Below are 25883 nucleotides of genomic sequence, written 5' to 3' on the forward strand. Positions count from 1 at the left end.
ATGTTGACTTTGGAGACACTCAACGCCGCCGACCAGGCGCAATTCACGGCCCTGCTGGACGGCGTCTACGAACACTCGCCGTGGATCGCGGGCCGCGCCTGGGCCAAGCGTCCGTTCGCGACCTTGGCGCAACTGAAGCGCGGCCTCGTGGAAGCCGTGCGGGACGCCTCGCACGACGAAAAACTGGCCCTGATCCGCGCCCACCCGGAGCTCGCGGGCAAGGCGATGGTCAGCAAATCGCTGACGGCGGAATCGACCAATGAACAGAACAAGGCCGGCCTGACGAATTGCACGCCGGAGGAATTCGCCACCATCCAGAAGCTGAACGCCGATTACAACGCCAAGTTCGGCTTCCCATTCATCCTGGCCGTGCGCGGCCCGCGCGGCGCCGGTTTGCCGAAGGCGGAGATTATCGCCACGTTCGCGCGCCGCCTGGCAAACGGCCCGGACTTCGAGTTCGACGAAGCACTGCGCAACATCCACCGCATCGCCGAGATCCGCCTGGACGACAAGTTCGACCAGCACCCGGTCCTGGGCAACCTCGTATGGGACTGGCACGAGGAACTGGCGGTCCACTCCGAGCCGGGATACGCCGAGCGTGGCGAGCTGTGCGTGACATATCTGACCGACGCGCACCGCGCCACCGCTGCCCAGCTGGCGAAGTGGATGCGCGAGGACTGCGGCTTCGACGATGTCTCGATCGACGCCGTCGGCAACGTGGTCGGCATCTATCACGGCGCCGATCCGGCCGCGAAGCGCCTGCTGACCGGTTCCCACTACGACACCGTGCGCAACGGCGGCAAGTACGACGGGCGCCTGGGCATCCTCGTGCCGATGGCCTGCGTGCGCGAGCTGCACCGCCAGGGCAAGCGTCTCGCCTACGGCATCGAAGTCGTCGGCTTCGCGGAAGAGGAAGGCCAGCGTTATAAAGCCGTGTTCCTGGGCTCGGGCGCCCTGTGCGGCGCATTCGACATGAGCTGGCTCGACCAGAAGGACGCGGACGGCATCACGATGCGCGACGCGATCCGCAACGCGGGCCTCGACGTTGACGCCATCGCCGCCTTGAAACGCGATCCCGCCGACTACCTTGGCTTCGTCGAGACGCACATCGAGCAGGGTCCGGTGCTGAACGACCTCGACCTGCCGCTGGGTGTCGTCACGTCGATCAACGGCAGCGTGCGTTTCGTCGGCGAGATCGTCGGCGTCGCCAGCCATGCCGGCACCACGCCGATGACGATGCGCCGCGATGCCGCCGCGGCTTGCGCCGAACTGGTGCTGTTCGCGGAAAAGCGCGGCGGCGCGGTCCCCGACCTCGTCGCCACGGTCGGCATGCTGGACGTGCCGAACGGTTCCATCAACGTCGTGCCGGGCCGCTGCCGCTTTTCGCTGGACGTGCGCGCCACGACCAACGAGGTGCGCGACGCGGCGGCCGCCGACATCCAGGCGGAACTCGCCGCGATCTGCCGGCGCCGCGGCCTGCAGTACACGCTCGAAGAAACGATGCGCGCCGCCGCCGCGCCGTGCGCCCCGGCATGGCGCCGGCGCTGGGAACAAGCCGTCGAGACGCTCGGCCTGCCCGTGTTCCGCATGCCCAGCGGCGCCGGCCACGACGCGATGAAACTGCACGACATCATGCCGCAAGCCATGCTGTTCCTGCGCGGCCTGAACGCCGGCATCAGCCACAACCCGCTCGAATCCATCACCAACGACGACGCCGAACTGTGCGTCCAGGCTTTCAAAACTCTTCTCGACCAACTCGCCACGGACTTCTAACATGACCACGACCTCGAACAACAACGCCAACTCCACGCCGTACGAAGCGCTGGACGCCTGGATCGACGCCCATTTCGACGAGGAAGTGCGCTTCCTGCAGGAGCTCGTGCGCGTGCCGACCGACACCCCGCCTGGCAACAACGCGCCGCACGCGGAGCGCGCCGCCGACCTGCTGAAGGGGTTCGGCTTCGACGCCGAGAAGCACGCCGTGCCGGCGCCTGCCGTCAAGGCCGCCGGCCTGGAGACGATCACGAACCTGGTCGTGCGCCGCAAATACGGCCCGGGCCGCACCGTCGCGATGAACGCGCACGGCGACGTCGTGCCGCCGGGCGACGGCTGGACCCATGACCCCTACGGCGGCGAAGTCGTCGACGGCCAGCTGTTCGGCCGCGCCGCCGCCGTCAGCAAGTGCGATTTCGCGACCTTCACGTTCGCCACGCGCGCCCTCGAAGCGCTGGGCGCCCCGCTCAAGGGCGGCGTCGAGCTGTACTTCACCTACGACGAGGAATTCGGCGGCGAACTGGGTCCGGGCTGGCTGCTGCAGCAAGGCCTCGTGAAGCCGGACCTGTTGATCGCCGCGGGCTTCAGCTACCAGGTCGTCACCGCGCACAACGGCTGCCTGCAGATGGAAGTGACCGTCAACGGCAAGATGGGTCACGCCGCCGTGCCGGAGACCGGCGTCGACGCGCTGCAGGCCGCAACGCGCATCCTCGTCGCGCTGTACGACCAGAACACGCAGTACAAGAAGGTGAAGAGCCAGGTCAAGGGCATCAACCACCCGTACCTGAACGTGGGCCTGATCGAAGGCGGCACCAACACGAACGTCGTGCCGGGCAAGGTCGTGCTGAAGCTGGACCGCCGCATGATCCCGGAAGAGAATCCGCTCGACGTCGAAGCGACGCTGCACCAGGTCATCAGGAACGCCGTCGCCGACTGCCCGGGCATCACCGTCGAGATCAAGCGCATGCTGCTGGCGAACGCGCTGAAACCGCTGGACGGCAACCAGCCGCTGGTCGACGCCCTGTCGCGCCACGCCACCAGCGTGTTCGGCGAAGAGATCGGCGCGGCCGGCACGCCGCTGTACACGGATGCGCGCCTGTTCGGCGAGGCGGGCGTTCCGGCCGTGCTGTACGGCTGCGGCCCGCGCACGGTCGGCGAGAGCAACGCCAAGCGCGCCGACGAGCACATCGACCTGGAAGACCTGCGCCGCGCCACCAAGGTCGTCGCGCGCACGCTGTTCGACCTGCTCGATTGAGTGTCCCGCGGCGCCCGTCTTCCGTTCGGGCGTCGCGATGCCGGAACCGCAGGGTGGGCACGCCGTGCCCACGCGCGACACGTGCGGTTTGTTGGCGTTACGCGTGGGCGGAGGACCGCCCGACCTACGCACGCCGGGCCGCAAAAGTCTGCAGATAGTTGGCGGGTATCTCGACCGGATACAGTGAGCCCATCAGCGCGGCCACGATCAGGCCCGCGACGACGATGCCGGCCGCGGACGCCAACGCGACGACCGCCCTGCCCCGCCGCAGCGCGCAGCCCAGGTGCACGAACAACGCCACCACCGCGAGAAAATAATAGGGCGTGAAGAACAGCACGAACGGCCACACGTGCAGCCCGGCCGCCGCGAAATAGAAATTCGTATCGAGCCCGCCCGCGATGCGCGCCACCAGCACGGCCCCCACGTGGATGGCGAGGAACAGCGCCAGATACGCACCCGATCCCGCCTGCAGCCACGCCAGGACCGTCCTGCGCCGCCGCCGCCCCGTCCACAGCATGCGCAGGCCGCTCGCCGCCTGCAGCACGACGCACAGCAGCAACACGGCTTCCACGACCGGCTGCCGGTACACGAGGCGCGCCCGCTCCATGAAGCGCACATGCGCCTCGACGGCGGCCAGCGCCGCCAGGTGGTTCGCGATGTGCGCCGTCACGAACACGGCAAGCACCGTACCAATGGCCCGGTGCAGCATGCGCGGGGCGATCATCGGCGTCTGGCCGTCAGCCGCAGGGTCAGCGGCGTCTCCGGCCTCAAGGTGATGTTGAAGACGGGCCGCGGGGCCGCCATCCCGCTCGGCACCGCGACCTCGTAACGCTGCAGGAACAGCGCCGCGAGCAGCGTCATTTCCGCCAGCGCGAGATGCTGGCCCAGGCACACGCGCGGCCCTGTCCCGAACGGCATGAACGCGCCGCGCGGGATCGAAGGCGCGCCGTCGGTAAAGCGCTCGGGGCGGAACGCCTGCGGTTCCGGGAACCAGCGCGCATCGTGGTGCATCAGTTGCAGCGGCACCGAGAAGATCGTCCGCGCCGGCAGCTGCCAGCCGCCCAGCGTGACGGGACGCAGCGCACGGCGCATGATCAGCACCGGCGCGGCCGGATACAGGCGCAGGGTCTCCCGCAGGGTGCGGCCGAGATAATCGAGCACAGGCAAGTCAGCGGCCGTGGGCGCCCGGCCCTGCAGCACCGCATCGACCTCCGCGCGCGCGGCCGCCTGCGCGTCCGGATGCGCGGCCATGCACCACGACCACCACGTCAGCGTCGCGGCCGTCGTCTCGTGCCCGGCCAGGAACGCCGTCATGCATTCGTCGCGCATGGCCTCGAGCGGCCACGTCGCCGGGTCCTCGACGTGCAACGTCAACAGGCGGGTGAGCAGGTCCTGAGGCCACTCCGCCCGCTCCATCCGCATGCGCGCCCGCACGTGGCCGTCGATCAGGCGGTCGAGCGTGGCGAGGGCACGGCGCTTGTTTCTCTTCCACGGCATCCAGTCCGGCCAGCTGGCGGGCCAATACATCTCGGCATTCCCGGCGACGGAGCAGACGTGCACGGCCTGCTCGGCCTCGCGCGCATCGGCCGCGATCCCGCTGGAGAACATCATGCGCACGATCACATCCATGCCCAGCGACGTGAAGGCGCTCTCGATCGGCCACGCATCGTCCGCTTGCGGCCACTGCGCGAACGCGGCGCCGGCCGCCGAGGCGATGGCGGGCGCGAAGGCCTGCACGGCTCTGGGTGTGAACGCGCCCTGCAGCGCCTGGCGCTTCGTGCGCCATGCGGCGCCTTCCGACGTCAGCGTGCTATGCCCGTGCAGCTGCGCAAACACGTCGATGCCGCGCTCCCAGCGGACCAGCGCATCGTGCCGGTCGACGAGCAGCTCGCGCACCAGTTGCGGATCGGTGACCATGACCTGGTGCTCGGGCCAGATCCGCAGGTGCACCATGTCGCCGTATTCGCGCCGCCAACGGGACAAGGTGCCGAGCAGGTCGTCCGACATCTGGCGCAGGAAACGCCAGCCCGTCAGGCCGGCCGGCGGACCCGGGGGCCAGGTGCCGGGTGGATGGGATGCCGGCGGGCTGCTCGCCGCGCCGGCGTGGAAGGGGCAGGATGGGGGCGTGGTCGTTTTCATGCCACGCATTGTCGATCCAGAGCTGGGCGCAGTATTGAACCGAAACGACATAGTTCCATACGGCAACTATGTTTGATAACATGGCATTCCGATCATTTGGCCAAAACACCACATGCGTCATTGGATTGCCATTGCTGCCGCTGCCCTGCTCACGGGGTTCGCCCGGGCGGACGAACCCGCCGCCTGCTACGTCTACAAGGATCCCACCGGCGATTTCGTGCCGCGTAACGTGCAGGCGCTCGGTGCCGATCCGGCGCTCGCCGGACAGATCACGCACCTGATCAACGAGAACAACCGCGCGACCGGCAAATGCATGCAAAGGTTTATCAAACGCGAAGGCGCGTGGCCGAACGGCGCCGGCGTCCTGTACGGCGCGCGTGTCTCACCGGCCGGCAAGGTTACGCAGGTGTCGGTCCTGGCGGTCAACAATCTCAACGACAACATGCTGATGGCCTGCATCGCACGGACGATCTGCGAATGGGAGCTGGAACCGGACGCGGATGGCCGCGAACGCCTGGTCGAGCTGCCGCCCTACGTGCTGGCAGATTACGGGGGGCGGCGTTAAAGGCGGGCGCCGCGATCCGTTCGTCGCGCCGCGTCAGCCGCCAGGCGCCAGAAACCGCAGCGCGATCGCTTCGTATTCCCGCGGCATCTCCACATTCGGCAGGTGCACGGCAGGCAGCATCGCCAGCGCCGCGCCGCGAACCGCCGCCGCAATCTGCCGGCTGTGCTCCGGCAGCGTGACCGTGTCGAAATCGCCGCCGATGACGAGTGTCGGACGGTCGATCAGCGCGATCGTCCGGCGCTGGTCGGCGTCACGCACCGCGGCGAAGGCGCCGGCCAAGCCGTGCGGCGGCGTGCGCAGGATCATCGCGCGGAAACGCCGGATCGTCGGGCCATCTTCTTCCCGCAACGCGGCCGGAAACCAGTTCGCGAGGAAGGTGTCCGCCATCGCGTCCATCGCCGCGTGCTCGCGCAAACCGGCGATCTGCGCGTCGAAATAGCGGGCCGGGCCCAGATGCGGCGCCGTGTTGCTGAGGACGAGCCGGTCGATGCGTTCCGGTGCGTGCACGCCGAGCCACTGGCCGACGAAGCCGCCCAGCGACAGCCCGAGGAAATGCGCGCGCCCGATCCCGAGGTGGTCCATCAATTCCAGCACGTCGCGGCCGAGACGGTCGATCGAATACGCGCCGGCCGGTGCGCCCGAGCCGCCGTGGCCGCGCATGTCGTAGCGCAGCACGCGGAAGTGCCGGGCGAAGGCGTCGACGTTGTCGTCCCACATCGTGTGGTCCGTCGCGATCGAGTTGGACAAAATGAGTACCGGATCGGCCGCACCGCCGTCCAGGCGGTAGGCGAGGGGCGTGCCGTCGCCGAGGGTCATCGTTTGCAGCATGTCGTTCTCCTTGTGGTTGCATCGACATCATCGTAGGGCGACGCGGCATCAAAAGACATTACAATGTTTTGTCAATCTTTGTAGACAGAGTGGACATGCACGACTTCACGCTGCAGAATTGCAAAGCTTCGATGCCGTCGTCGCGCACGGCGGCTTCGAGGCGGCGGCACGCGCCCTGCACCGCTCGCATCCCGCCGTGTTCGCGGCCGTGGCCAAGCTGGAACGCCAGCTGGGCATCGCCCTGCTCGACCGGTCCGCCTACCGCGTGCGGTTGACCGACGCCGGCCGCGCGTTCCACCATAAGGCGCGCACGATCCTGCACGAGATGCAGGGCTTGCGCCGCTATGCCGCCCAACTGGCGATGGGCCAGGAGAGCGAATTGCGCATCGTGCTCGGCGATTTCTGTCCGCCCGCGCCGCTGCTGGCACGCCTCAGCCGATTCTTTGCCGGACATGCCGGCACGCGTCTGCACCTCGCGCTGGAAGCGGTGGGCGGCCCGGTGGAACGGCTGCTCGATGGCGACGCCGACCTGATCGTGCATGGCGTCGACCGGCACGACCCGCGCATCGAGTCCATCGCTCTCGGCAAGGTGGCGTTCGTGCCCGTGATGGCGCCCGGCTTCGTGTCCCCGACGCGCAAGAATCTGCGGCCGGACGACCTGCGCGCGAGCACGCAGGCCATCATCCGCGACACGGCACGCCACACGCCCGCCAAGGATCACTTCATGATCGCGGGCGCCCACCAGTGCACGGTGCCGGACCACGCGACGAAGAAGGAGGTGATCCTGCACGGGCTCGCGTGGGGCCACCTGCCCCGCTTCCTGGTCGAGAAGGAGCTGCGGAGCGGAAAACTGGTGTCGATCGCGGGGCGGCATTTGCCGGGCAGCGTGGAGACGCTCGTGGCGGCGCGCCGGGCCGACGTGCCGCATGGTCCCGTGGCGCAGGCGCTGTGGGAGCACATCGCGGCACAGTGGAAGGCCCTGTGAACAGAATGGCATCGTTGCTATACTTGCACGCCATGATCCCCACCCAGCCCCCGCCCTGTCCCGATCCGCTCGCGCGCGCGCCGCGTGCCGGCGCGCCGACCGACTGGCTGCGCCTGCCCCCGGCTTCGCTGCAGGGTGCGCTCGTCGCCGTGGCCGGACGGGACACGCGCGGCCTGGCGCTGGACGACGTGCAGCGTCTGTCGCATTTCCCGTCGTCGCCGCTCGTCACCCTGTCGTGGTACCGCGATGTCGACATGGGCCAGGTCAGGCAAGGCGCGCGCGGCGTCGAATGGCAACCGTTCGGCGCGTCCTGCGTCGTCTCCGGCACGCAGGCGCATCCCAGCACGACGTGGGCGCCGACGACGGGACACGGCTGCATGGCGTTATTCCGTGCCGACGCCGCGCAAGCCTTGTTCGGGCTGGATCTCGGCGCCATCCAGGACCGGTTCGTGTGCGCCGCCGACGTCATGGGCGCCGAATGGGCGCCGCTCTGGGACGCGCTGCGCGCCAGCGCCGACGCAGATCTGATCGACGTGCTTGAGCTCCACCTCGCGCGCCGCTGGCAGACGCTGCGCGGCCGCGATTCGGACCAGCCCTCGCTGCGCCAGCTCGGACGGCACTGGGTCGAGCGCCTCGCGTGGCAGGCGCACGAGTGGCGGCGCGAGCACAGTCCGCGCCACGTCGAGCGCCGCATCAAGTCGTTCAGCGGACGCTCGCTGCGCGAATGGCAGGCCATCGTGCGCACGGAAGGCCTGTTCTTCGCCGCGCGCGACCGCCACGACGCCGGCCAGCCGTTCGACTGGGCCACCATGGCGCTGGACGAAGGCTTCGCGGACCAGGCCCACATGACGCGCACCGTGCGCCGCATCACGGGTTTCACGCCGGGCGAATTCGCCCGCCGATTCGCCGAGGACGAGTCGTTCTGGATGTACCGGCTGTGGGTGTGAACCTCAGTCGAACGTGTAGCGCAGCCCGACGCGGATCGTGCGCGGTGCGCCCGGCGCGTAAAAGGTCGAATGCATGGGGCGCGCCATGAACGTGCCGTCCGCCGTGAATCCGGCGGCGCCCAGCTGCGCCGCCGTCGCATAGCGGCGGTCGAGCAGATTGTCGACCTGGGCGAACCAGCGCAGGCGCGGCGTCGCCCGCAACGCCGTCCCGAAGTCGAACACCGCGTGGCCCGCGGTCTTGCCGCTGCCGTCCGGGCGATGCAGGCCGTTTTCGTTGCCGCGCGCCGTCGCATCGGACACCGCGAGCATGCCCAGGTCCGCCGACCACGCCGGCGTGATCCGCCACTCGGCGCGCGCCTTGAACACGTGGTGCGGCGTCAAGGGCAGGCGGTCGCCGGGCCGGATCGCGATATTGCCGTCGGCGTCCGCGCTGCTGTTGGCCGGGCTGTTGATGGTCTCGCCGCTTGCGAACGTCGCGTCCAGGTAAGTGTAATGCGCGGACAGCGCGACGGCACCGGCGCGGCCGTCGGCACCCAGCTCGATGCCCTGGCGCCGCGTCCTGCCGAAATTGCGGAAGTAGCCGAAGCCCGCCGCGTTGTCCGCGACGAACAGGATGTCGTGGCCGTTCGTCGCGCGGAACACGCCCGCGTTCCAGTGCACGCCGCCGACCGTCCAGCGCACGCCCGCTTCCCACGTGCGCGTGACGACCTGCTTCAACGGCGGATCGCCCGCCATCGCGTTCGGCAGCTTGCACGGCGTGGCCGGGTCGGCGCAGCCCAGCTCCACGGCCGTCGGCGTGCGGCTGCCTTCGTTGTAGCCGGCATAAGCGTTGATCTGCCGCGACGGTGACCACGTGATGCCGATCGCCGGGTTGAAACGGCCATAGCGATGATCGCCGTCGAGCGAGCCGCGGCCGCCGCCGGGGTCGATGTGGTCGCGGTTGCGGACCGCCGTGCGGTTGTAGCGGCCGGACAGCGTCATGTGCAGGTCGTCGCGCACGGCCACGGTGTCCGTCGCATAGACGCTCCACGTGCGCGCGCGGCCCGTCAGGTCGACCGCCCTGTCGCCGTCGAACGCGTCGGCCGGCGCGATGCGGCGCTCCGGATCGACGTCGCCGAATTGCACGCTCTGGCGGAAATCCGCGCGGTTGGCATCGAACGCCGCGCCGGCGGTCACTCCGAAGACGGACGCTTGTGCGCTCAACCCGGCATTCGTCTGCGTGCTCGCCGAGCGGTTGATGAGGCCTTTTTTCACGTCCTCGTCGAACGCATCGCCGTTCAAGTCGCCGTTGAGGGTCGACGTGCGGATGCGGCGGTAGTACGCGTTCCCCGACAGCAGAAGGTCGTCCGAGACCCGATGGCTGGCCGTGAGATTGAGCAGCACGGCGCGGTTCTTCGTCACGTCGGGCTTCGTATAGACGCTGGCGTAGTCCCGCGCCAGCAGCCGCTGCTCCTGCAAGCCGTTGCCGGCGAGGCTGGCGGACGACAGGGCGGCGCTCAGCGCGACATCGTTCGCCCCGTCGCGCCAACCGGCCTTGCCGAACAGCTGGCCGAGACGCGTGGGCGAATCGTCGCGCCAGCCGCCATCGCGAAAGCCCGTGCCCGTGACGTACCAGTGCAGGCCGCGGCCGTCGTGCCCGCCGTGTTCGAATCCGATCTCCGCGCGGGCGTAGCTGCCGCCCTGGGCCGACACGATGGTGCCCGGGTCATGCTCGCCATCCTTCGTGCGCACGGCCAGCGCACCGCCCAGCGTGTTCAGTCCGAACAGCGGATTCGAGCCCGGCATCAACGTCAGGGACGCGATGGCGGCGCGCGGGATCAAGTCCCAGCTGACGACGTCGCCGAACGGTTGATTCATGCGCACGCCGTCCACGTAGACGGACAAGCCTTGCGGCGTGCCGAGCAAGGGCGACGCCGTGAAGCCGCGGTAATTGACGTCCGGCTGGAATGGATTGCCCTGGATCTCGTTGACGACGACGCTGCCCAGGCGGCGGTTCAACGCGTCCGGCAAGGTGGCGCCGTCCGGCGCGTTGACGGCGGCCTCGTTCAAGGTCTGTACGTTCGCCGGAATCATTTCGCGCGCGACGCCGACGCCCGGCAGCGGCATCGTGCCGACGATTTCGACGATGGCGGGCGGTAAGTTCGTGTAGGGTGCCATGATGGCTATCACTGCACGAACCGTTCCAGGACGCGGTGCCACGACAACCGCGAGGCGCACGCACGACACTGCGCCATTCCGGATCAGACGGGTGTTCCGTTCCGGTACAACTCAGGTCGGCGCGAAGATCCGGTTCAGCTCCGCCGCCGGCGGCGCCTCGTCCGCATACCCGAATGTCCCCTGCCCGAGCACCTCGCGCGCGCCGCGCATGAGCGCCCCGTACGCGGCCCGCGCGAGCGAGGCGCCCAGGCTCACGCGCGCGACGCCGAGCCGCGCCAGTTCGGGCACCGTGAGCTGCATGCCGGGCATGCCCATCATGATGTTGACCGGCCGGTCGACGGACCGCACAACCTCCGCGATGTCCTCCGGCGTGCGCAGGCCGGGCGCGAACAGGACGTCCGCACCCGCTTCCTGGTAAGCCTGCAGGCGGCGGATGGTGTCGCCGAGATTCGGCCTGCCGACGCGGAAGTTTTCGGCGCGGCCCGTGAGCACGAACTTGAAGTCGAGCGAACGCGCCGCCTCGGCCGCCGCGCAGATGCGGTCGGCGGCCAGGCCGATGTCGAACAGGGGATGGTCCGGATCGTCGGTCGCATCCTCGATGGAACCGCCCACGATACCCGTCGCCGCCGCCTCGATGATCGTCCGTGCCGCGTCGTCGGCGGAGGGTCCGAAACCCGATTGCAGGTCGGCCGAGAGCGGCAGGTCCGTCGCCGCCGCCAATTCGGCCAGGTGCGGCAGCATCTCCGCCACGGTGATGGTCGGATCGGTCTTCGCCTTCGAGAACGCGAAGCCGGCACTGGTCCCGGCCAGCGCCTGGAAACCCAGGTGCTGCAGCAGCTTCGCCGATCCCGCATCCCACGGGTTCGGAATGACGAAGCAGTTGCCGTGCCTGTGCAGTTCGGCGAACGCCTGCGATTTTTCCAGCTGGGTCTTCATGCGCATCTCCTGTCGATGTGAGAACGCTACGTTACCAGAGCGGCGCGATCGGAAGATGCGCACAAAGTCACATCGCGGGTTCCTCGCCCACGCGCACGACGTGCAACAGATTCGTGCGGCCCGGGCGGCCGGAGGGGAAGCCGGCCACCACGACGACGTCGTCCCCGACATCGGCCAGACCGCAGCGTTGCGCGGCCGCGACACCGTCCGCCACCATGCGGTCGAAGCCTTCCGCTTCCTCGAACGGCACCGGATGCACGCCCCACACGAGCGCGAGGCGGCGCGCGATGGCGGGCCTCGGCGTCAGCGCGAGGATCGGTGCCGACGGACGCTCGCGGCTCGCGCGCAGGCACGTCGCGCCGCTGGCCGTGTAGGTGACCGTCGCGGCGGGCGCCAGCAGGTTCGTCACGCGGCGCAGCGAACAGCAGATGGCGTCCGCCGTCGTCTTGTCGGCCGGCTTGTGGCTCGCATCGAGGCCCTCGCGCCAGCGCGGGTCCTGCTCCACTTCGCGGATCACGCTGTCCATCACGGTCACCGATTGCACCGGGTACTGGCCCGAGGCCGATTCCGCCGACAGCATCACGGCGTCGGCGCCTTCGTAGATGGCGGTGGCGACGTCGGATACCTCCGCGCGCGTCGGCACGGGTGCCGTCGTCATCGACTCGAGCATCTGCGTGGCGACGACGACCGGGCGGCCGGCCGCGCGGGCCGCGTGCACGATCCGGCGCTGCAGCACGGGCACCTGCTGCGGCGGCAATTCCACGCCGAGGTCGCCGCGCGCGACCATGATGCCGTCGGCGAGCGCCACGATCCCGTCCAGCGCGTCGATCGCGGCCGGCTTTTCCAGCTTGGCCATGATCCAGGCGCGGTCGCCGATGAGGGCACGCGCCTCGACGATGTCTTCCGGCCGCTGCACGAACGACAGCGCGACCCAGTCCACGCCCAGCTCCAGGCCGAACGCGAGGTCGGCGCGGTCCTTCGCCGTCAGCGGCGAGATCGGCAGCACGACGCCGGGCACGTTGACGCCCTTGCGATCGGACAGCGGCCCGCCGGCCATCACGGTCGTCTCGGCGAAGTCGGGGCCGCACGCATCCACGCGCAGGCGCAGCTTGCCGTCGTCCAGCAACAGGTCGGTGCCGGGGCGCAGCGCCGCGAAGATTTCCGGATGCGGCATGCCGGCGCGCGTGGCATCGCCTTCGCTCGGGTCCAGGTCGAGGCGGAAGCGGTTGCCGGTTTCGAGCATCGCGCGGCCGCCGGCCATGCGGCCCACGCGCAGCTTGGGTCCCTGCAGGTCCATCAGGATGCCGATGGGACGGCCGATGTCGCGCTCGACGCTGCGGATGGTGTTGTAGCGCGCGGCGTGGTCGTCGTGGCTGCCGTGGCTGAAATTCAGGCGGAAGACGTCGGCGCCGGCCAATGCCAGCGCATAGATTTGATCGGAGGTGGAACTGGAGGGGCCGAGGGTGGCGAGAATACGGGCACGGCGTTGGCGTAGCATGGATCAATCCTCAATATTCGGAGTCAGCAATATTCGGGGTCGGAGCCCGGTTTTCCGGGTGGGCTCTGACCCCGACTGACTAAGGGGGAATAAAAAAACGGGTACGCCGCCGCCGCAGCGCACCCGCTAAAGGGAAGTCTTTCTCTTTTCTCGGGGTCGGAGCCCGGCGTTCACGGGTGGGCTCTGACCCCGGGTGCTTAGCGGGTCACGTAGATCGCGCGGAAATCGTTCACATTGGTCAGCGTGGGACCGGTGATGAGGGAATCGCCCAACGCACGGAAGAACGTGTGCGCATCGTTGTTGTCGAGGCTCGCGCGCGGCGGCAAGCCGTGTTCCCAGCCGCGGGCCAGCGTGTCGGGCGCGACGAACGCGCCGGCGATTTCCTCGGCGCCGTCGACGCCGTCGGTATCGCCGGCCAGCGCGTGGATGCCGGGCGCGCCGTCCAGCGCGACGGCGAGCGCCAGCAGGAATTCGACGTTGCGGCCGCCACGGCCGTTGCCGCGGATCGTCACCGTCGTTTCGCCGCCGGACAGCAGCACGCACGGTCCCGCCACCGGCTGGCCGTGGCGGCGCGCCTGCAGGGCGATGCCGGCCATGACCTTGGCCACGTCGCGCGCCTCGCCTTCGATGCTGTCGCCCAGGATCAGCGGCGTGACGCCGGCCTTGCGGGCGACGTCGGCGGCCGCCTCCAACGCCATCTGAGGCGAGGCGACGATGTGCGTCGTGACGTTTTCCAGGCGGCGGTTGCCCGGCTTGACGGTCTCGCCGGCGCCCGATTCCAGCAGGCGCCGGCTGCCTTCGGGCAGGTCGATACCGTAGCGGCGCACGACTTCCAGCGCATCCGCGCAGGTCGTCGGGTCGGCCACGGTGGGACCGGAGGCGATGTCCATCGGATTGTCGCCCGGGACGTCGGAAATCAGGAGGTTGACCACGCGCGCCGGATGGCAGGCCGCGGCCAGCCGCCCGCCCTTGATGGCGGACAGGTGCCGGCGCACGCAGTTCATTTCGGTGATGCTGGCGCCGGAAGCGAGCAAGGCGCGGTTGATCGCCTGCTTGTCTTCCAGGGTGACGCCCTCGCCCGGCAGCGGCAGCAGCGAGGAGCCGCCGCCGGAAATCAGGCAGATCACGAGGTCGTCCGCCGACAGGCCGCGCACCGTGCGCAGCATGCGCTGGGCGGCTTCGCGGCCGGCGGCGTCGGGGACCGGGTGGGCGGCTTCGACGATTTCGATGCGTTCGCACGGCACGGCATAGCCGTAGCGCGTGACGACGAGGCCCGACAGCGGACCGGGCCAGCTGCGTTCCAACGCCTGGGCCATCGCGGCCGACGCCTTGCCGGCGCCGATCACCACCGTGCGGCCTTTCGGCGGCGCCGGCAGGTTGCGCGGAATGCACAGCGACGGCTGGGCCGCGTCGACGGCGGCGGTGAACATGCGGGCGAGCAGTTCGCGTGGGGTCATCGTAGTCATCAAAGTCTCCTGGTCGGTTCCCTGTGCCGCCTCGTGCGGGCGGCTTTCGCATGGCGGGCATTTGAGGCCCCCGCCTCAAATGCCCGCCCTACGGCTGTGCGGCTTACGCCTGCTTCTGGCCGATCTCGAAATTCGACATGATCTCCAGCGCGCGCACCATGGCCGAGTGATCCCAGCCGCCGCCTTCGTGCGCGGCGCAAGTGTTGAACAGTTCCTGCGCGGTGGCGGTGTTCGGCAGCGCCACGCCCAGCTGGCGGCCGGTGGTCAGCGCCAGGTTCAGGTCCTTGCGGTGCAGGTCGATGCGGAAGCCCGGCGCGAACGTGCGCTTGACCATCCGGTCGCCATGCACTTCGAGGATCCGCGACGCGGCGAAACCGCCCATCAGCGCTTCGCGGACGCGGGCCGGATCGGCGCCGGCCTTGGCGGCCAGCAGCAGCGCCTCGCCCACGGCTTCGATGGTCAGCGCCACGATGATCTGGTTGGCGACCTTGGTGATCTGGCCGTCGCCGTTGCCGCCGACGAGCGTGATGTTCCTGCCCATCTTCTCGAACAGCGGCTTGACCTTGGCGAACGCCGCTTCGCTGCCGCCGACCATGATGGTCAGGCTGGCGGCCTTGGCGCCCACCTCGCCGCCCGACACCGGCGCATCCAGGTATTCGCAGCCCAGCGCATTGATGCGGCGGGCGAAGTTCTTGGTGGCGACCGGGGAGATCGAGCTCATGTCGACGACGATCTTGCCGGCCTTCAGAGCCGAGGCCACGCCGTTCTCGCCGAACAGGACCTCGTCCACCTGCGGGGTGTCCGGGACCATGATGAAGATGATGTCCGCCTGCGACGCCACTTCGGCGCCGTTCAGGCACACGCGCGCACCCGCTTCGACGAGGGCCGACGGGGTCGGGCCGACGGTATTCGTGAACAGCGTGTGGCCGTCGTTGATGAGGTGACCCGCCATCGGGGCACCCATGATGCCCAGGCCGATGAATCCGATGTTTGCCATGATGTTTCTCCTTACGTGTTTTTCTGATTAACCGGCCAGCTTGGCGATCCAGTCCAGGCCCGCGCGGGTGTCGGCGGCGGGCTTGTATTCGCAGCCGATCCAGCCGTCGTAGCCGATGCGGTCCAGGTGCTTGAACAGCCACGGGTAGTTGATTTCGCCCGTGCCCGGCTCGTTGCGGCCCGGGTTGTCGGCCACCTGGATATGCGCGATGCTGGTCAGGTTGCGTTCGATCGTCTTCGCCAGTTCGCCTTCCGTGCGCTGGGCGTGGTAGACGTCGTACTGAACGAACAGGTTGTCCGCGCCGACCGACTCGATCAGGTCCAGCGCCTGCTTTGTCGTGTTCAGGTAGAAGCCCGGGATGTCGTACGTGTTGATCGGCTCGATCAGCAGGCGGATGCCGGCCTGCTTCAATTGGGTCGCCGCGTAGCGCAGGTTTTCGACGACGGTGCGGCGCAAGGTGCCCGCATCGACGCCCGCCGGGGCGATGCCGACCAGGCAGTTCACCTGGCGGCAGTTCAATGCTTTCGCATACTCGATGGCGCGGGCCACGCCCTCGCGGAACTCGGCCTCGCGGCCGGGCAGCACGGCGATGCCGCGCTCACCCTTGTCCCAGTCGCCGGCCGGCAGGTTGTGCAGGACCTGGGTGAGGCCATACTCCTGCAGGCGTTCCGCCAGCGCTTCCTTTTCGAAGGCGTACGGGAACAGGTACTCGACGCCCTTGAACCCCGCGTCGCGCGCCGCTTCGAAGCGGTCGAGGAACGGCAGTTCATTGAACAGCATCGTCAGGTTGGCTGCAAATCTTGGCATGGTTGTCTCCTGCTATGTATTCACGCGCGAATCGCGGTCGGCGCGTCGCCCGGGTGTTCGGCCAGCGCTTCGAATTCGTTGATCGCGTCGATCTCCGTGCCCATCGAGATGTTGGTCACGCGTTCCAGGATGATCTCGACGACCACCGGCACGCGGTGCTGGGCCATCAGGGCCTTCGCCTCGGCGAACGCCGGCTGGATGTCGTCGACGTTGCGCACCCGGAGCGCCTTGCAGCCCAGGCCTTCGGCGACCGCCACGTGGTCCACGCCGTACGCGCCGAGCTGCGGGGCGTTGATGTTCTCGAACGACAGCTGGACGCAGTAATCCATGTCGAAGCCGCGCTGCGACTGGCGGATCAGGCCGAGGTAGGCGTTGTTCACGACCACGTGCAGGTAAGGCAGCTTGAATTGCGCGCCGACGGCCAGTTCCTCGATCATGAACTGGAAGTCGTAGTCGCCCGAGATCGCGACGACGTCCGTCTTGGCGCCGGATGCGACGACACCCAGTGCCGCCGGCACGGTCCAGCCCAGCGGGCCGGCCTGGCCGCAGTTGATCCAGTTGCGCGGCTTGTACACGTGCAGGAACTGCGCGGCGGCGATCTGCGACAGGCCGATCGTGCTGACGTAGGTCGTGTCCTTGCCGAAGGCGCGGTTCATCTCTTCGTACACGCGCTGCGGCTTGATCGGCGAGTTCTCGAAGTGCGTCTTGCGCAGCATGGTGCGCTTGCGTTCTTGGCATTGCGCGGCCCAGGCGCTGCGGTCCGGCAGGCCGCCGATCGATTTCATGCCGCGGGCGACGTCGATCAAGAGGTCCAGCGCGGCGCCGGCGTCGGAGACGATGCCGTAGTCCGGACCGAACACGCGGCCGATCTGGGTCGGTTCGATGTCGATGTGGACGAACTTGCGGCCTTTCTTGTACACGTCCACGGAGCCGGTGTGGCGGTTGGCCCAGCGGTTGCCGATGCCGATGACGAAGTCCGATTCCAGCATCGTCGCGTTGCCGTAGCGGTGCGACGTCTGCAGGCCGACCATGCCGGCCATCAGCGGGTGGTCGTCGGGGATCGCGCCCCAGCCCATCAAGGTCGGGATCACGGGCACGCCGACGATCTCGGCGAATTCCTGCAGGCGGGCCGCGGCATCCGCGTTGATCACGCCGCCGCCGCAGACGATCAGCGGGCGCTCGGCCGCGTTCAGCATGGCCAGGGCCTTTTCGGCCTGGGCGCGGGTCGCCGCGGGTTTGTAGACCGGCAGCGGTTCGTAGGTGTCGATGTCGAATTCGATCTCGGCCACCTGCACGTCGAACGGCAGGTCGATCAGCACCGGACCCGGACGGCTTGACCGCATCAGGTGGAACGCCTGCTGGACGACGCGCGGCAGCTGGTCCGGCTCGCGCACGGTGACCGCCCACTTGGTGACCGGCTTGGCGATGGTCTCGATGTCGACGGCCTGGAAGTCTTCCTTGTACAGGCGGGCACGCGGTGCCTGACCCGTAATGCATAGGATAGGTATCGAATCGGCCCAGGCGGAATACAGGCCCGTGATCATGTCGGTGCCGGCCGGGCCCGACGTGCCGATGCAGACGCCGATGTTGCCGGCCTTGGCGCGGGTATAGCCCTCGGCCATGTGCGAGGCGCCTTCCACGTGGCGGGCGAGCACGTGCTCGAAGCCGCCGTTCTTCTTCATCGCCGAGTAAAACGGGTTGATCGCGGCGCCGGGCACGCCGAACACCGTGGTCACACCTTCCTTGCGCAGCACTTCCGCCGCAGCGTCGATCGCTCTCATTCGGGCCATGTTCTCCTCCGTTGGTATGGTTGGTTTTGGACTGATGACCCAGCATAACGACAACCCACCGCGAGAAGAATTGCTGCTATTATCGGCTCTGTCGATACTTTAAGTATTGAATGGAAAAGGAAGCATGGATCGGTACACGGAAATACGCAGCTTTGTCCTCATCACGGAGAAAGGCAGTTTCGCCGGCGCGGCCTTGGCCGAAGGCGTGACGCCCGTCGTCATGGGCCGACGCCTGGACGCCCTGGAACAACGCCTCGGCGTGCGCCTGATGCACCGCTCGACGCGGGGCCTGACGCTGACGGCGCTGGGCGAACAATTCATCGAACCGTGCCGCCAGCTGCTGCGCGATTTCGACATCACGGAAAACAGCATCAGCGCGGGCCGCAGCACGGTGCGCGGGCACCTGGTCGTCTCCGCGCCGGCGGCGTTCGGCCGCAAGCACGTGGCGCCGCATGCGCCGGCTTTTCGCGCGATCCACACGGAACTCAAGATGTCGTTCAACTTCACGGACAGCGTCGTCGACCTCGTGCGCGAGGGATACGACATGTCGATCCGCATCGGCGAAGTGACGGACCCGAACTACGTCGCGATTCCGCTGTTCCCGAACCGGCGCGTTGTGTGCGGCACGCCCGACTACTTCGACCGCAACGGCGTGCCGCGCACGCCGGAAGATCTCGCGCGCCATAACTGCCTGGCGTTCAATCTGCAGGGCGGGCAGCAGCGCGGCTGGACGTTCCAGCGCGACGGCAAGCTGTTCGCCGTGCGCGTGGACGGCGACCTCGCCTGCAACGACGGCGAGCTGCTGTTCGACTGGGTGAAACAGGGCCTCGGCATCGGCTGGCGCTCGACGTGGGAAATCCAGGCCCAGCTGAAACGGGGGGAACTGGTGACGGTGCTGGACGAATACGCGGTCGGGAATTACCCGATCCAGGCCGTGTTCCCGCAGCAGCGCTTTCTGCCTGCGAAGATCCGGCACTTCATCGATCACCTCAAGGCGGTCTACAACACGCCGGGGTACTGGGAGCGGCAGCTGGGCGCGGGCTGAGTGTCGGGTTTCCTTACAGCATGCGCCGTAAACACGCGCTGTAACCGGTTAGCGCTTTGAAATCATGACGTTTTTTCCCATTGGCACGGGTTTTGCTGAGGCATGGCTCCAAAACAATCCAAAGGGAAATCGATGAAACTCACGCAAAAACTCGCAGCCGCAGTCGCTCTCGCCGCAGCGTCGTGCGCCGCGCAGGCCACGACGGTCTACACGGACGAAGCCTCGTTCCTCGCAGCCGCCGGCGGCTCGCTGGCGTTCGAAAGTTTCGAGACGGTCCAGTCCAGCACGGCCACGCAGTACAACTTCAACGACGTGTCCTTCTCCTGCGCGGGCACGACCTGGTGCCCCGGCTTCTTCGGCACGTCGCAGCTGTTTGCCCACGATGGCCTGCAGACGGTGTTCTTCGCCTCGCCCGACACGTCGACCTTCACGTTCGCGCATGCCGTCAACGCCTTCGGCATCTGGATCGGCGACGCCGGCACCACGGGGCCGCTCACGCTGAACGTGACACTGGACGGTGCCGGATCGGTGCCGGCGCTCACGAATTACACCGGCCCGTCCCTTGGCTGGCAGTACTTCGGCCTCGTCTCCGATACGCCGTTCACCGCCCTGACCTTCGCCCCGTCGAACACCAACGACGGCATCTACTTCGATGCGCTGCATTATGGCCCGGCCGGCGCAAACGCCGTCCCCGAACCGGGCAGCGTCCTGCTGCTGGGCATCGCCGGCGCCGGCCTGCTGGTCTCGCGCCGCAAGCGCCGCTGACACGACGTGCCGATTCAGCCGCGGACGATCCCCGCGAGCACACGGAACAGCGGATCGATGCGCTCCTCCGGCACCGCCGCATACCCCAGCATCAGCCCGCGCCGCGTATTCGGCGCGTGCGCGTCCGCGTAGTAGGCGGACAGCGGCCGCGTGAGGATTCCCGCCTCGCGCGCGGCCGCGCTGATCGCCACGTCGTCCGCATCGTCCGGCAGCGCCAGCACGAGGTGCAGGCCGGCGTCGCTGCCGAGGATCTCGGCCCCCGTACCGAGATGCGTGCGGATCGCCATCTGCAGCGCTTTCAGGCGCGCCCCGTACAGCTGGCGCATGCGCCGCACGTGCGACGAAAAATGGCCTTCACCGATGAAGTCCGCCAGCACGGCGTGCAGGAAACCCTGGCCGTCGCGGTACATCTCCGCGTTCGCGCGCGCGAAGCTCGCGGCGAGCGGCGGCGGCACCACCATGAAACCGATGCGCAGGCCGGGGAACAGCGTCTTGCTGAACGTGCCGAGATAGATCGTGCGCGCATGCTGGTCCAGGCCCTGCAGCGACGCGAGCGGCGGCCCGCCGTAGCGGAACTCGCTGTCGTAGTCATCCTCCACGATCCAGGCATCGTTCTGCGCCGCGTATTCCAGCAGTAGCCGCCGGCGCGCGAGACTCATCACGGGGCCCAGCGGATACTGGTGCGACGGCGTGACGAAGATGAAGCGCGGCGGCGCGCGCATCGCGTCGTCCGTCACGCACATGCCCTCGCCATCGACGGGAATCGCGACGGGATCGAGGCCGCTCGACCGGATCACGTTGCGCGTGCCCCAATAGCACGGGTCTTCGACCCAGGCGCGGTCGCCGCCCTCCCCCAGCAAGGTCGACACGAGCTGGATCGCCTGGTGCGTCCCCGACGTCATGATCACCTGCTCCGCCGTGCAGTCGACCGAGCGCGCCGTGCGCAGGTGGCTCGCGATCGCCTCGCGCAGCGCCGGGTGACCGGCGCCGTCGCCATACGTCAGCAGCCGCGGTTCCGCATGGCGCCAGTGGCGCTGCTGCAGCTTGTTCCACACATCGTGCGGAAAGCGCGTGACGTCCGGGATGCCCGGCATGAACGCGCCCCATTGCGCGCTGCCTGCACCAATGCCCGACAACAGGCGCCGTCCGCGCGCACTCAGCACATCGCCGCCCGGCTGCGCCGGTGCGGCCACGCGCGTGCGCGCGGGCGCGAGGCGCGCCATGTCCGGTTCCGTGTCCGCCACCCAGGTGCCGTCGCCGACGCGCGCTTCCAGATAGCCCTCGGCCGTCAGCTGGTCGTAGGCGTACGTGATCGTGTTGCGCGACACCCCCAGGTCGGCCGCCAGCGCGCGCGACGGCGGCACGCGCTGGCCCGGTGCGACGGCCCTGGAAAGGATACCGTCGCGCAGCAGCCGGTACAGCTGGCGGTTCATCGGCTGGCGTGATGTCGCGCTTCGGTCCAGGTGGGTCTGCAGGTAGTCGGAAATGGAGACTTCGCTCATCTAAAATTGGCACTATTAGATAGTGCCGAATGGCTCTATTTGATGAGGCCATCATAACCTACGATGCTTCCATTGAGAACTTTTCCCTGGGAGACATCATGAAAAACACCGATCTGCAAGCCCGCAAGAACGCCGCCACCCCGCGCGGCGTGGGCGTCATGTGCGACTTCTACGCCGCCCGCGCACAAAACGCGGAATTGTGGGACGTCGAAGGCCGCCGTTTCATCGACTTCGCCAGCGGCATCGCCGTGCTGAACACGGGACACCGTCATCCAAAGCTCGTCAGCGCGATCCAGGCGCAGCTCGAACAATTCACGCACACGGCGTACCAGATCGTCCCGTACGAAAGCTATGTGGCGCTGGCCGAGCGCATCAACGCGCTGGCGCCGGGCGACTTCCCGAAGAAGACCGCACTGTTCTCGACGGGCGCGGAAGCCGTGGAAAACGCCGTCAAGATCGCCCGCGCCTACACGGGCCGTCCGGGCGTGATCGCTTTCACTGGCGGGTTCCACGGCCGCACGATGATGAGCATGGCGTTGACGGGCAAGGTCGTGCCGTACAAGGTCGGCTTCGGTCCGTTCCCCGGCGAGACTTATCACGCGCCGTTCCCCGTCGAGCTGCACGGCGTGTCGGTGGACGACGCGATCGAGGGCATCCGCAACCTGTTCCGCGCCGACATCGATCCGAAGCGCGTCGCCGCGATCATCCTCGAACCCGTGCAGGGCGAAGGCGGATTCCATGTCGCGCCGCCCGCGCTGATGCGCTACTTACGCGACATCTGCGACGAACACGGCATCCTCCTGATCGCCGACGAGGTGCAGACCGGCTTCGCCCGCACCGGCAAGATCTTCGCGATGGAGCACTACGACGTCGCGCCGGACCTGACGACGATGGCCAAGAGCCTCGCGGGCGGCATGCCGCTGTCCGCCGTGTGCGGCCGCGCCGACGTGATGGACGCGCCGGCCCCGGGCGGCCTGGGCGGCACCTACGCCGGCAACCCGCTGGCCGTCGCGTCGGCCCATGCGGTGCTGGACGTGATCGAGGCGGAAGGCCTCAACGGGCGCGCCATGCAGCTGGGCGAGCGCCTGAAGACGACGCTGAACGGCCTGCGCGCGACGGTGCCGCAGATCGCCGACGTGCGCGGCCTGGGTGCGATGGTCGCCGTCGAATTCAACACGGCAGATGGCAAGAAACCGGATGCGGACTTCGCGAAGAAGGTGCAGCGCGTGGCGCTGGAAAACGGTCTGCTGCTGCTCACCTGCGGGGTGCACGGCAACGTGATCCGCTTCCTGTTCCCGCTGACGATCCAGGACGCCGTGCTGGACGAAGCGCTGGACATCCTCGCCGCCGCCATCAAAGCCTGATAGGACACCGACATGATTCTCATGAAAGACCCGAGCCTGTTCCAGCAGCAGGCCTTTATCGACGGCGTGTTCTGCGACGCCGACGACGGCGGCACGGTCACCGTCACGAATCCCGCCAGCGGCGCCGTCCTGGGCACGGTGCCGGACATGGGCGCGGCCGAAACGGCCCGCGCCATCGCCGCCGCCGACGCCGCCTGGGCCGGCTGGAAGGCGAAGCCCGCCAAGGCGCGCGCCGCCGTGCTGCGCGCCTGGTACGACCTGATCCTCGCGAACGCCGACGATCTCGCGCTGCTGATGACGCTCGAACAGGGCAAGCCGCTAAAGGAAGCCCAGGGCGAGATCGCGTACGCCGCGTCGTTCGTCGAGTGGTTCGCGGAAGAAGCCAAGCGCATCGACGGCGACGTGCTGCAATCGCCGTGGACCGACCGCCGCATCGTCGTCACGAAGGAGCCGGTGGGTGTGTGCGCCGCGATCACGCCGTGGAACTTCCCGGCCGCGATGATCACCCGCAAGGTCGGCCCGGCACTGGCCGCCGGCTGCCCCGTCGTGCTGAAACCGGCCGAGGCGACGCCCTATTCCGCGCTGGCGCTGGCGCTGCTCGCGAAGCGCGCGGGGCTGCCCGCGGGCCTGTTCAACGTCGTCACCGGCAATGCGCGCGCCATCGGCGGCGAGCTGTGTGCGAATCCGATCGTCCGCAAGCTGAGCTTCACGGGATCGACGGAAATCGGCCGGCTGCTGATGCAGCAGTGCGCGCCGACCGTCAAAAAACTGTCGCTGGAACTGGGCGGGAACGCGCCGTTCATCGTGTTCGACGATGCCGATCTCGACGCGGCCGTCGACGGCGCGCTCGCCTCGAAATTCCGCAACGCCGGCCAGACCTGCGTGTGCGCCAACAGGATTTATGTGCAGGACGGCGTGTACGACGCCTTCGCGGCGAAGCTGACGGTCGCCGTCGAGCGCTTCAAGGTCGGCCACGGCGTGGAACCCGGTGTCGACATCGGCCCGCTGATCGACGGCGACGCGGTCGCGAAAGCGCAGCAGCACGTGGCGGACGCCGTGGCGAAAGGCGCGCGCGTGCTGACGGGTGGAGAGCGCCATGCGCTGGGCGGCACGTTCTTCCGGCCGACCGTGCTGGCGGACGTCGACGCGACCATGCTCGTCGCGCGCGAGGAAACGTTCGGCCCCGTGGCGCCGCTGTTCCGCTTCCATGACGAGGCCGAGGTGCTGGCGCTCGCGAACGACACGGAATTCGGCCTCGCGAGCTACTTCTACGCGCGCGACATCGGCCGTGTATGGAGGGTGGCCGAAGGCCTAGAGTCCGGCATGGTCGGCGTGAACACGGGCCTGATCTCGAACGAGGTGGCGCCGTTCGGCGGCGTCAAGCAGTCGGGTCTGGGGCGCGAAGGGTCGAAATACGGCATCGACGACTACCTGGCCGTCAAGTACGTGTGCCTCGGCATCGCCTGAACGCCTTAAACCCCGTCCGCCGCCGATGTAAAGTTCGACAACCCGTTATTTTTCGGGCGCGTCGGCGGCGCTAGACTGGACGTATCCGAATGCAAGCAGGAGTCTGAATTGACGGACGCAATCAAGAAGAGTTTTGAAGACGTGAAGCTGTTCCCGTTCTGGCTGGACAACCCGGCCGCGCCGCAGGTGGAGCGCGAGCTGATCGGCCAGACGACGGCGGACCTCGTGATCGTCGGCGGCGGCTTCACGGGCCTGTGGGCCGCCGTGCAGGCCAAGGAACTGATGCCTTACCTGGACGTCGTCGTGATCGAGGCGGGCAAGGTCGCGTATGGCGCCTCCGGCCGCGCGGGAGGCATCATCTCGACCTCGGTCATGCACGGCCTGCCCAACGCCACCCGCGTGTTTCCGAAGGACCTCGACATCCTCGAGGGCTTTGGCCACGACAACCTGGACGGCTTCAAGGCGACCGTCGCCCGCTACGGCATCGACGCCGACCTCGAATGGAACGGCGAGATGACGGTGGCCGTGGACGAACGCCACCTGGACCATTTGCGCGAAGACTTCGAACTGCACAAGCGCCACGGCCACAACGTCGTGCTGCTCGACCGCGCGGAGGCGCAGGCGCAGCTCGCCTCGCCCTTGTACGCCGGCGCCATGTGGTCGCGCGACCGCAGCGGCATCGTCCATCCGGCCAAGATGGCGTGGGGCCTGAAGGCCGCGGCGCTGAAGCTGGGCGTGCGCCTGTACGAGATGTCGCCGCTCACCCGGCTGGAAGACTGCGGCAAGACGATGCTCGTCCACACGCAGGCCGGCAAGGTACGCACGCCGCGCATCCTGCTCGGCACGGGCACCGCGAACGTCGGCATCAAGGACATCAAGCGGCGCGTGATGCAGGTGCGCGACCATGTGCTCGCGACGCATCCGCTCACGCCGGAGCAGATGGACCGCATCGGCTGGAGGAACCGCCAGGGCGTGTACGACACGCGCACGCAACTGAATTACTATCGCCTGACGAAGGACAACCGCATCATCTTCGGGGGCCTCGTCAGCTATCACTTCGACGGCAACGACAACCCGGCCGCGGACCGCATCGAGGCCACGTACTACAAGCTGGGCGCGGTGTTCCATAAAACGTTCCCGCAGCTCTCCGACGTCGGCTTCTCGCACGCCTGGGGCGGCCCGATCGACTATTGTTCGCGCGGCGCCGTGTTCGCGCGCCGCTACTTCGACGAAAAGGTCGTGTACGTCGCAGGCTACACGGGCTTCGGCGTGGCGGGCAGCCGCTTCGGCGCGCTGATGGGCCTGAACATCCTGTTCGACCGCGACACGCCCGAACGCAAGCTGGACATCTCCACGCAGGGCCCGTCGTGGATCCCGCCCGAGCCGCTGCGCTGGGCCGGCGCCAAGATCACCTTCCACGCCTTCGACGGCGCCGACGAGCAAGGCGGCTGGAAGCGCATGTGGATCGACGGGATCAAGCGACTCGGCTTCCCGATGTGATGCCTCAGCATCGGCACAGCCGATGTGAACATCCCCACTTCACTATTTTTCGATGCGTACCGGCGCGGTAACGTAGCCATACCCGGTACGGGAAGAA

The 25883-nt window shown here is 68.2% G+C and carries 21 protein-coding genes; 10 read left to right on the forward strand and 11 right to left on the reverse strand.

The window, feature by feature from the left end:
• Entirely contained in the window at positions 1-1773 is a 1773-nt protein-coding gene (uraD, locus tag BVG12_RS06860; protein ID WP_075791777.1) for a 2-oxo-4-hydroxy-4-carboxy-5-ureidoimidazoline decarboxylase, read from the forward strand.
• 1 nt (position 1774) lies between these two features.
• Positions 1775-3028, forward strand: a complete 1254-nt coding sequence (locus BVG12_RS06865) for an ArgE/DapE family deacylase (protein WP_075791778.1) — start codon at positions 1775-1777, stop codon at positions 3026-3028.
• Between the two features lie 124 nt (positions 3029-3152).
• Here the strand turns inward: BVG12_RS06865 and BVG12_RS06870 are convergent, their stop codons facing one another.
• Both BVG12_RS06870 and BVG12_RS06875 read right to left on the reverse strand, forming a co-directional pair.
• Positions 3153-3752 carry a hypothetical protein gene (locus BVG12_RS06870; RefSeq protein WP_075791779.1) on the reverse strand — a complete coding sequence of 200 codons (600 nt, stop codon included), beginning with the start codon at positions 3750-3752 and terminating at the stop codon, positions 3153-3155.
• Positions 3749-5167, reverse strand: a complete 1419-nt coding sequence (locus BVG12_RS06875) for a cytochrome P450 (protein WP_075796242.1) — start codon at positions 5165-5167, stop codon at positions 3749-3751. Before BVG12_RS06875 ends, BVG12_RS06870 begins: the two co-directional genes overlap by 4 nt.
• Before the next feature lie 112 nt (positions 5168-5279).
• Here BVG12_RS06875 and BVG12_RS06880 point away from each other — a divergent pair, with 112 nt between their 5' ends.
• Complete coding sequence (locus BVG12_RS06880; protein WP_075791780.1) at positions 5280-5732, forward strand: hypothetical protein; 453 nt, start codon at positions 5280-5282, stop codon at positions 5730-5732.
• Between the two features lie 33 nt (positions 5733-5765).
• Here the strand turns inward: BVG12_RS06880 and BVG12_RS06885 are convergent, their stop codons facing one another.
• On the reverse strand, positions 5766-6560 hold the full coding sequence (locus BVG12_RS06885; RefSeq protein WP_075791781.1) for an alpha/beta fold hydrolase: 795 nt from the start codon (positions 6558-6560) through the stop codon (positions 5766-5768).
• A gap of 118 nt (positions 6561-6678) precedes the next feature.
• Between BVG12_RS06885 and BVG12_RS06890 the strand changes: the two genes are divergently transcribed.
• Together BVG12_RS06890 and BVG12_RS06895 are read left to right on the forward strand one after the other, a co-directional pair.
• Positions 6679-7545: a LysR family transcriptional regulator gene (locus tag BVG12_RS06890; RefSeq protein ID WP_075791782.1), complete on the forward strand. Its 867-nt coding sequence runs from the start codon at positions 6679-6681 to the stop codon at positions 7543-7545.
• Between the two features lie 5 nt (positions 7546-7550).
• Positions 7551-8492 carry a helix-turn-helix transcriptional regulator gene (locus BVG12_RS06895; RefSeq protein ID WP_229503827.1) on the forward strand — a complete coding sequence of 314 codons (942 nt, stop codon included), beginning with the start codon at positions 7551-7553 and terminating at the stop codon, positions 8490-8492.
• A gap of 3 nt (positions 8493-8495) precedes the next feature.
• Here BVG12_RS06895 and BVG12_RS06900 read toward each other — a convergent pair whose 3' ends face one another.
• The 7 genes from BVG12_RS06900 to gcl form a co-directional block, all read right to left on the reverse strand.
• Complete coding sequence (locus BVG12_RS06900; protein WP_075791784.1) at positions 8496-10649, reverse strand: TonB-dependent receptor; 2154 nt, start codon at positions 10647-10649, stop codon at positions 8496-8498.
• 111 nt (positions 10650-10760) lie between these two features.
• Complete coding sequence (locus BVG12_RS06905; protein ID WP_075791785.1) at positions 10761-11585, reverse strand: isocitrate lyase/PEP mutase family protein; 825 nt, start codon at positions 11583-11585, stop codon at positions 10761-10763.
• Positions 11586-11652: 67 nt separating this feature from the next.
• Positions 11653-13083 (reverse strand): pyruvate kinase, encoded by a 1431-nt coding sequence (pyk, locus tag BVG12_RS06910; RefSeq protein WP_075791786.1) that lies wholly within the window; start codon positions 13081-13083, stop codon positions 11653-11655.
• 197 nt (positions 13084-13280) lie between these two features.
• Positions 13281-14549, reverse strand: a complete 1269-nt coding sequence (locus BVG12_RS06915; RefSeq protein WP_075791787.1) for a glycerate kinase type-2 family protein — start codon at positions 14547-14549, stop codon at positions 13281-13283.
• A gap of 103 nt (positions 14550-14652) precedes the next feature.
• A complete protein-coding gene (locus BVG12_RS06920) occupies positions 14653-15546 on the reverse strand; it encodes a 2-hydroxy-3-oxopropionate reductase (protein WP_075791788.1) in 894 nt (297 codons plus the stop codon).
• Between the two features lie 27 nt (positions 15547-15573).
• Positions 15574-16353 (reverse strand): hydroxypyruvate isomerase, encoded by a 780-nt coding sequence (hyi, locus tag BVG12_RS06925; protein WP_075791789.1) that lies wholly within the window; start codon positions 16351-16353, stop codon positions 15574-15576.
• A gap of 20 nt (positions 16354-16373) precedes the next feature.
• Positions 16374-18143: a glyoxylate carboligase gene (gene gcl / locus BVG12_RS06930; protein WP_075791790.1), complete on the reverse strand. Its 1770-nt coding sequence runs from the start codon at positions 18141-18143 to the stop codon at positions 16374-16376.
• A gap of 124 nt (positions 18144-18267) precedes the next feature.
• On the opposite strand from gcl, the gene BVG12_RS06935 reads away from it, so the two are divergent.
• Positions 18268-19188, forward strand: a complete 921-nt coding sequence (locus tag BVG12_RS06935; protein WP_075791791.1) for a LysR family transcriptional regulator — start codon at positions 18268-18270, stop codon at positions 19186-19188.
• Positions 19189-19320: 132 nt separating this feature from the next.
• The gene (locus BVG12_RS06940) at positions 19321-19953 is read left to right on the forward strand and encodes a PEP-CTERM sorting domain-containing protein (RefSeq protein WP_075791792.1); all 633 of its coding nucleotides are present in this window, start codon (positions 19321-19323) and stop codon (positions 19951-19953) included.
• 14 nt (positions 19954-19967) lie between these two features.
• Here the strand turns inward: BVG12_RS06940 and pdxR are convergent, their stop codons facing one another.
• A complete protein-coding gene (gene pdxR / locus BVG12_RS06945; protein ID WP_075791793.1) occupies positions 19968-21455 on the reverse strand; it encodes a MocR-like pyridoxine biosynthesis transcription factor PdxR in 1488 nt (495 codons plus the stop codon).
• Positions 21456-21553: 98 nt separating this feature from the next.
• Between pdxR and BVG12_RS06950 the strand changes: the two genes are divergently transcribed.
• The 3 genes from BVG12_RS06950 (at position 21554) to BVG12_RS06960 (ending at position 25786) form a co-directional block, all read left to right on the forward strand.
• The gene (locus BVG12_RS06950) at positions 21554-22819 is read left to right on the forward strand and encodes a 4-aminobutyrate--2-oxoglutarate transaminase (protein ID WP_075791794.1); all 1266 of its coding nucleotides are present in this window, start codon (positions 21554-21556) and stop codon (positions 22817-22819) included.
• Positions 22820-22831: 12 nt separating this feature from the next.
• A complete protein-coding gene (locus BVG12_RS06955; protein ID WP_075791795.1) occupies positions 22832-24286 on the forward strand; it encodes an NAD-dependent succinate-semialdehyde dehydrogenase in 1455 nt (484 codons plus the stop codon).
• A gap of 108 nt (positions 24287-24394) precedes the next feature.
• Positions 24395-25786: an NAD(P)/FAD-dependent oxidoreductase gene (locus BVG12_RS06960; RefSeq protein ID WP_083684699.1), complete on the forward strand. Its 1392-nt coding sequence runs from the start codon at positions 24395-24397 to the stop codon at positions 25784-25786.
• Positions 25787-25883: the final 97 nt, after the last annotated feature.

This window comes from Massilia putida, assembly GCF_001941825.1.
Lineage (GTDB): Bacteria > Pseudomonadota > Gammaproteobacteria > Burkholderiales > Burkholderiaceae_D > Telluria > Telluria putida.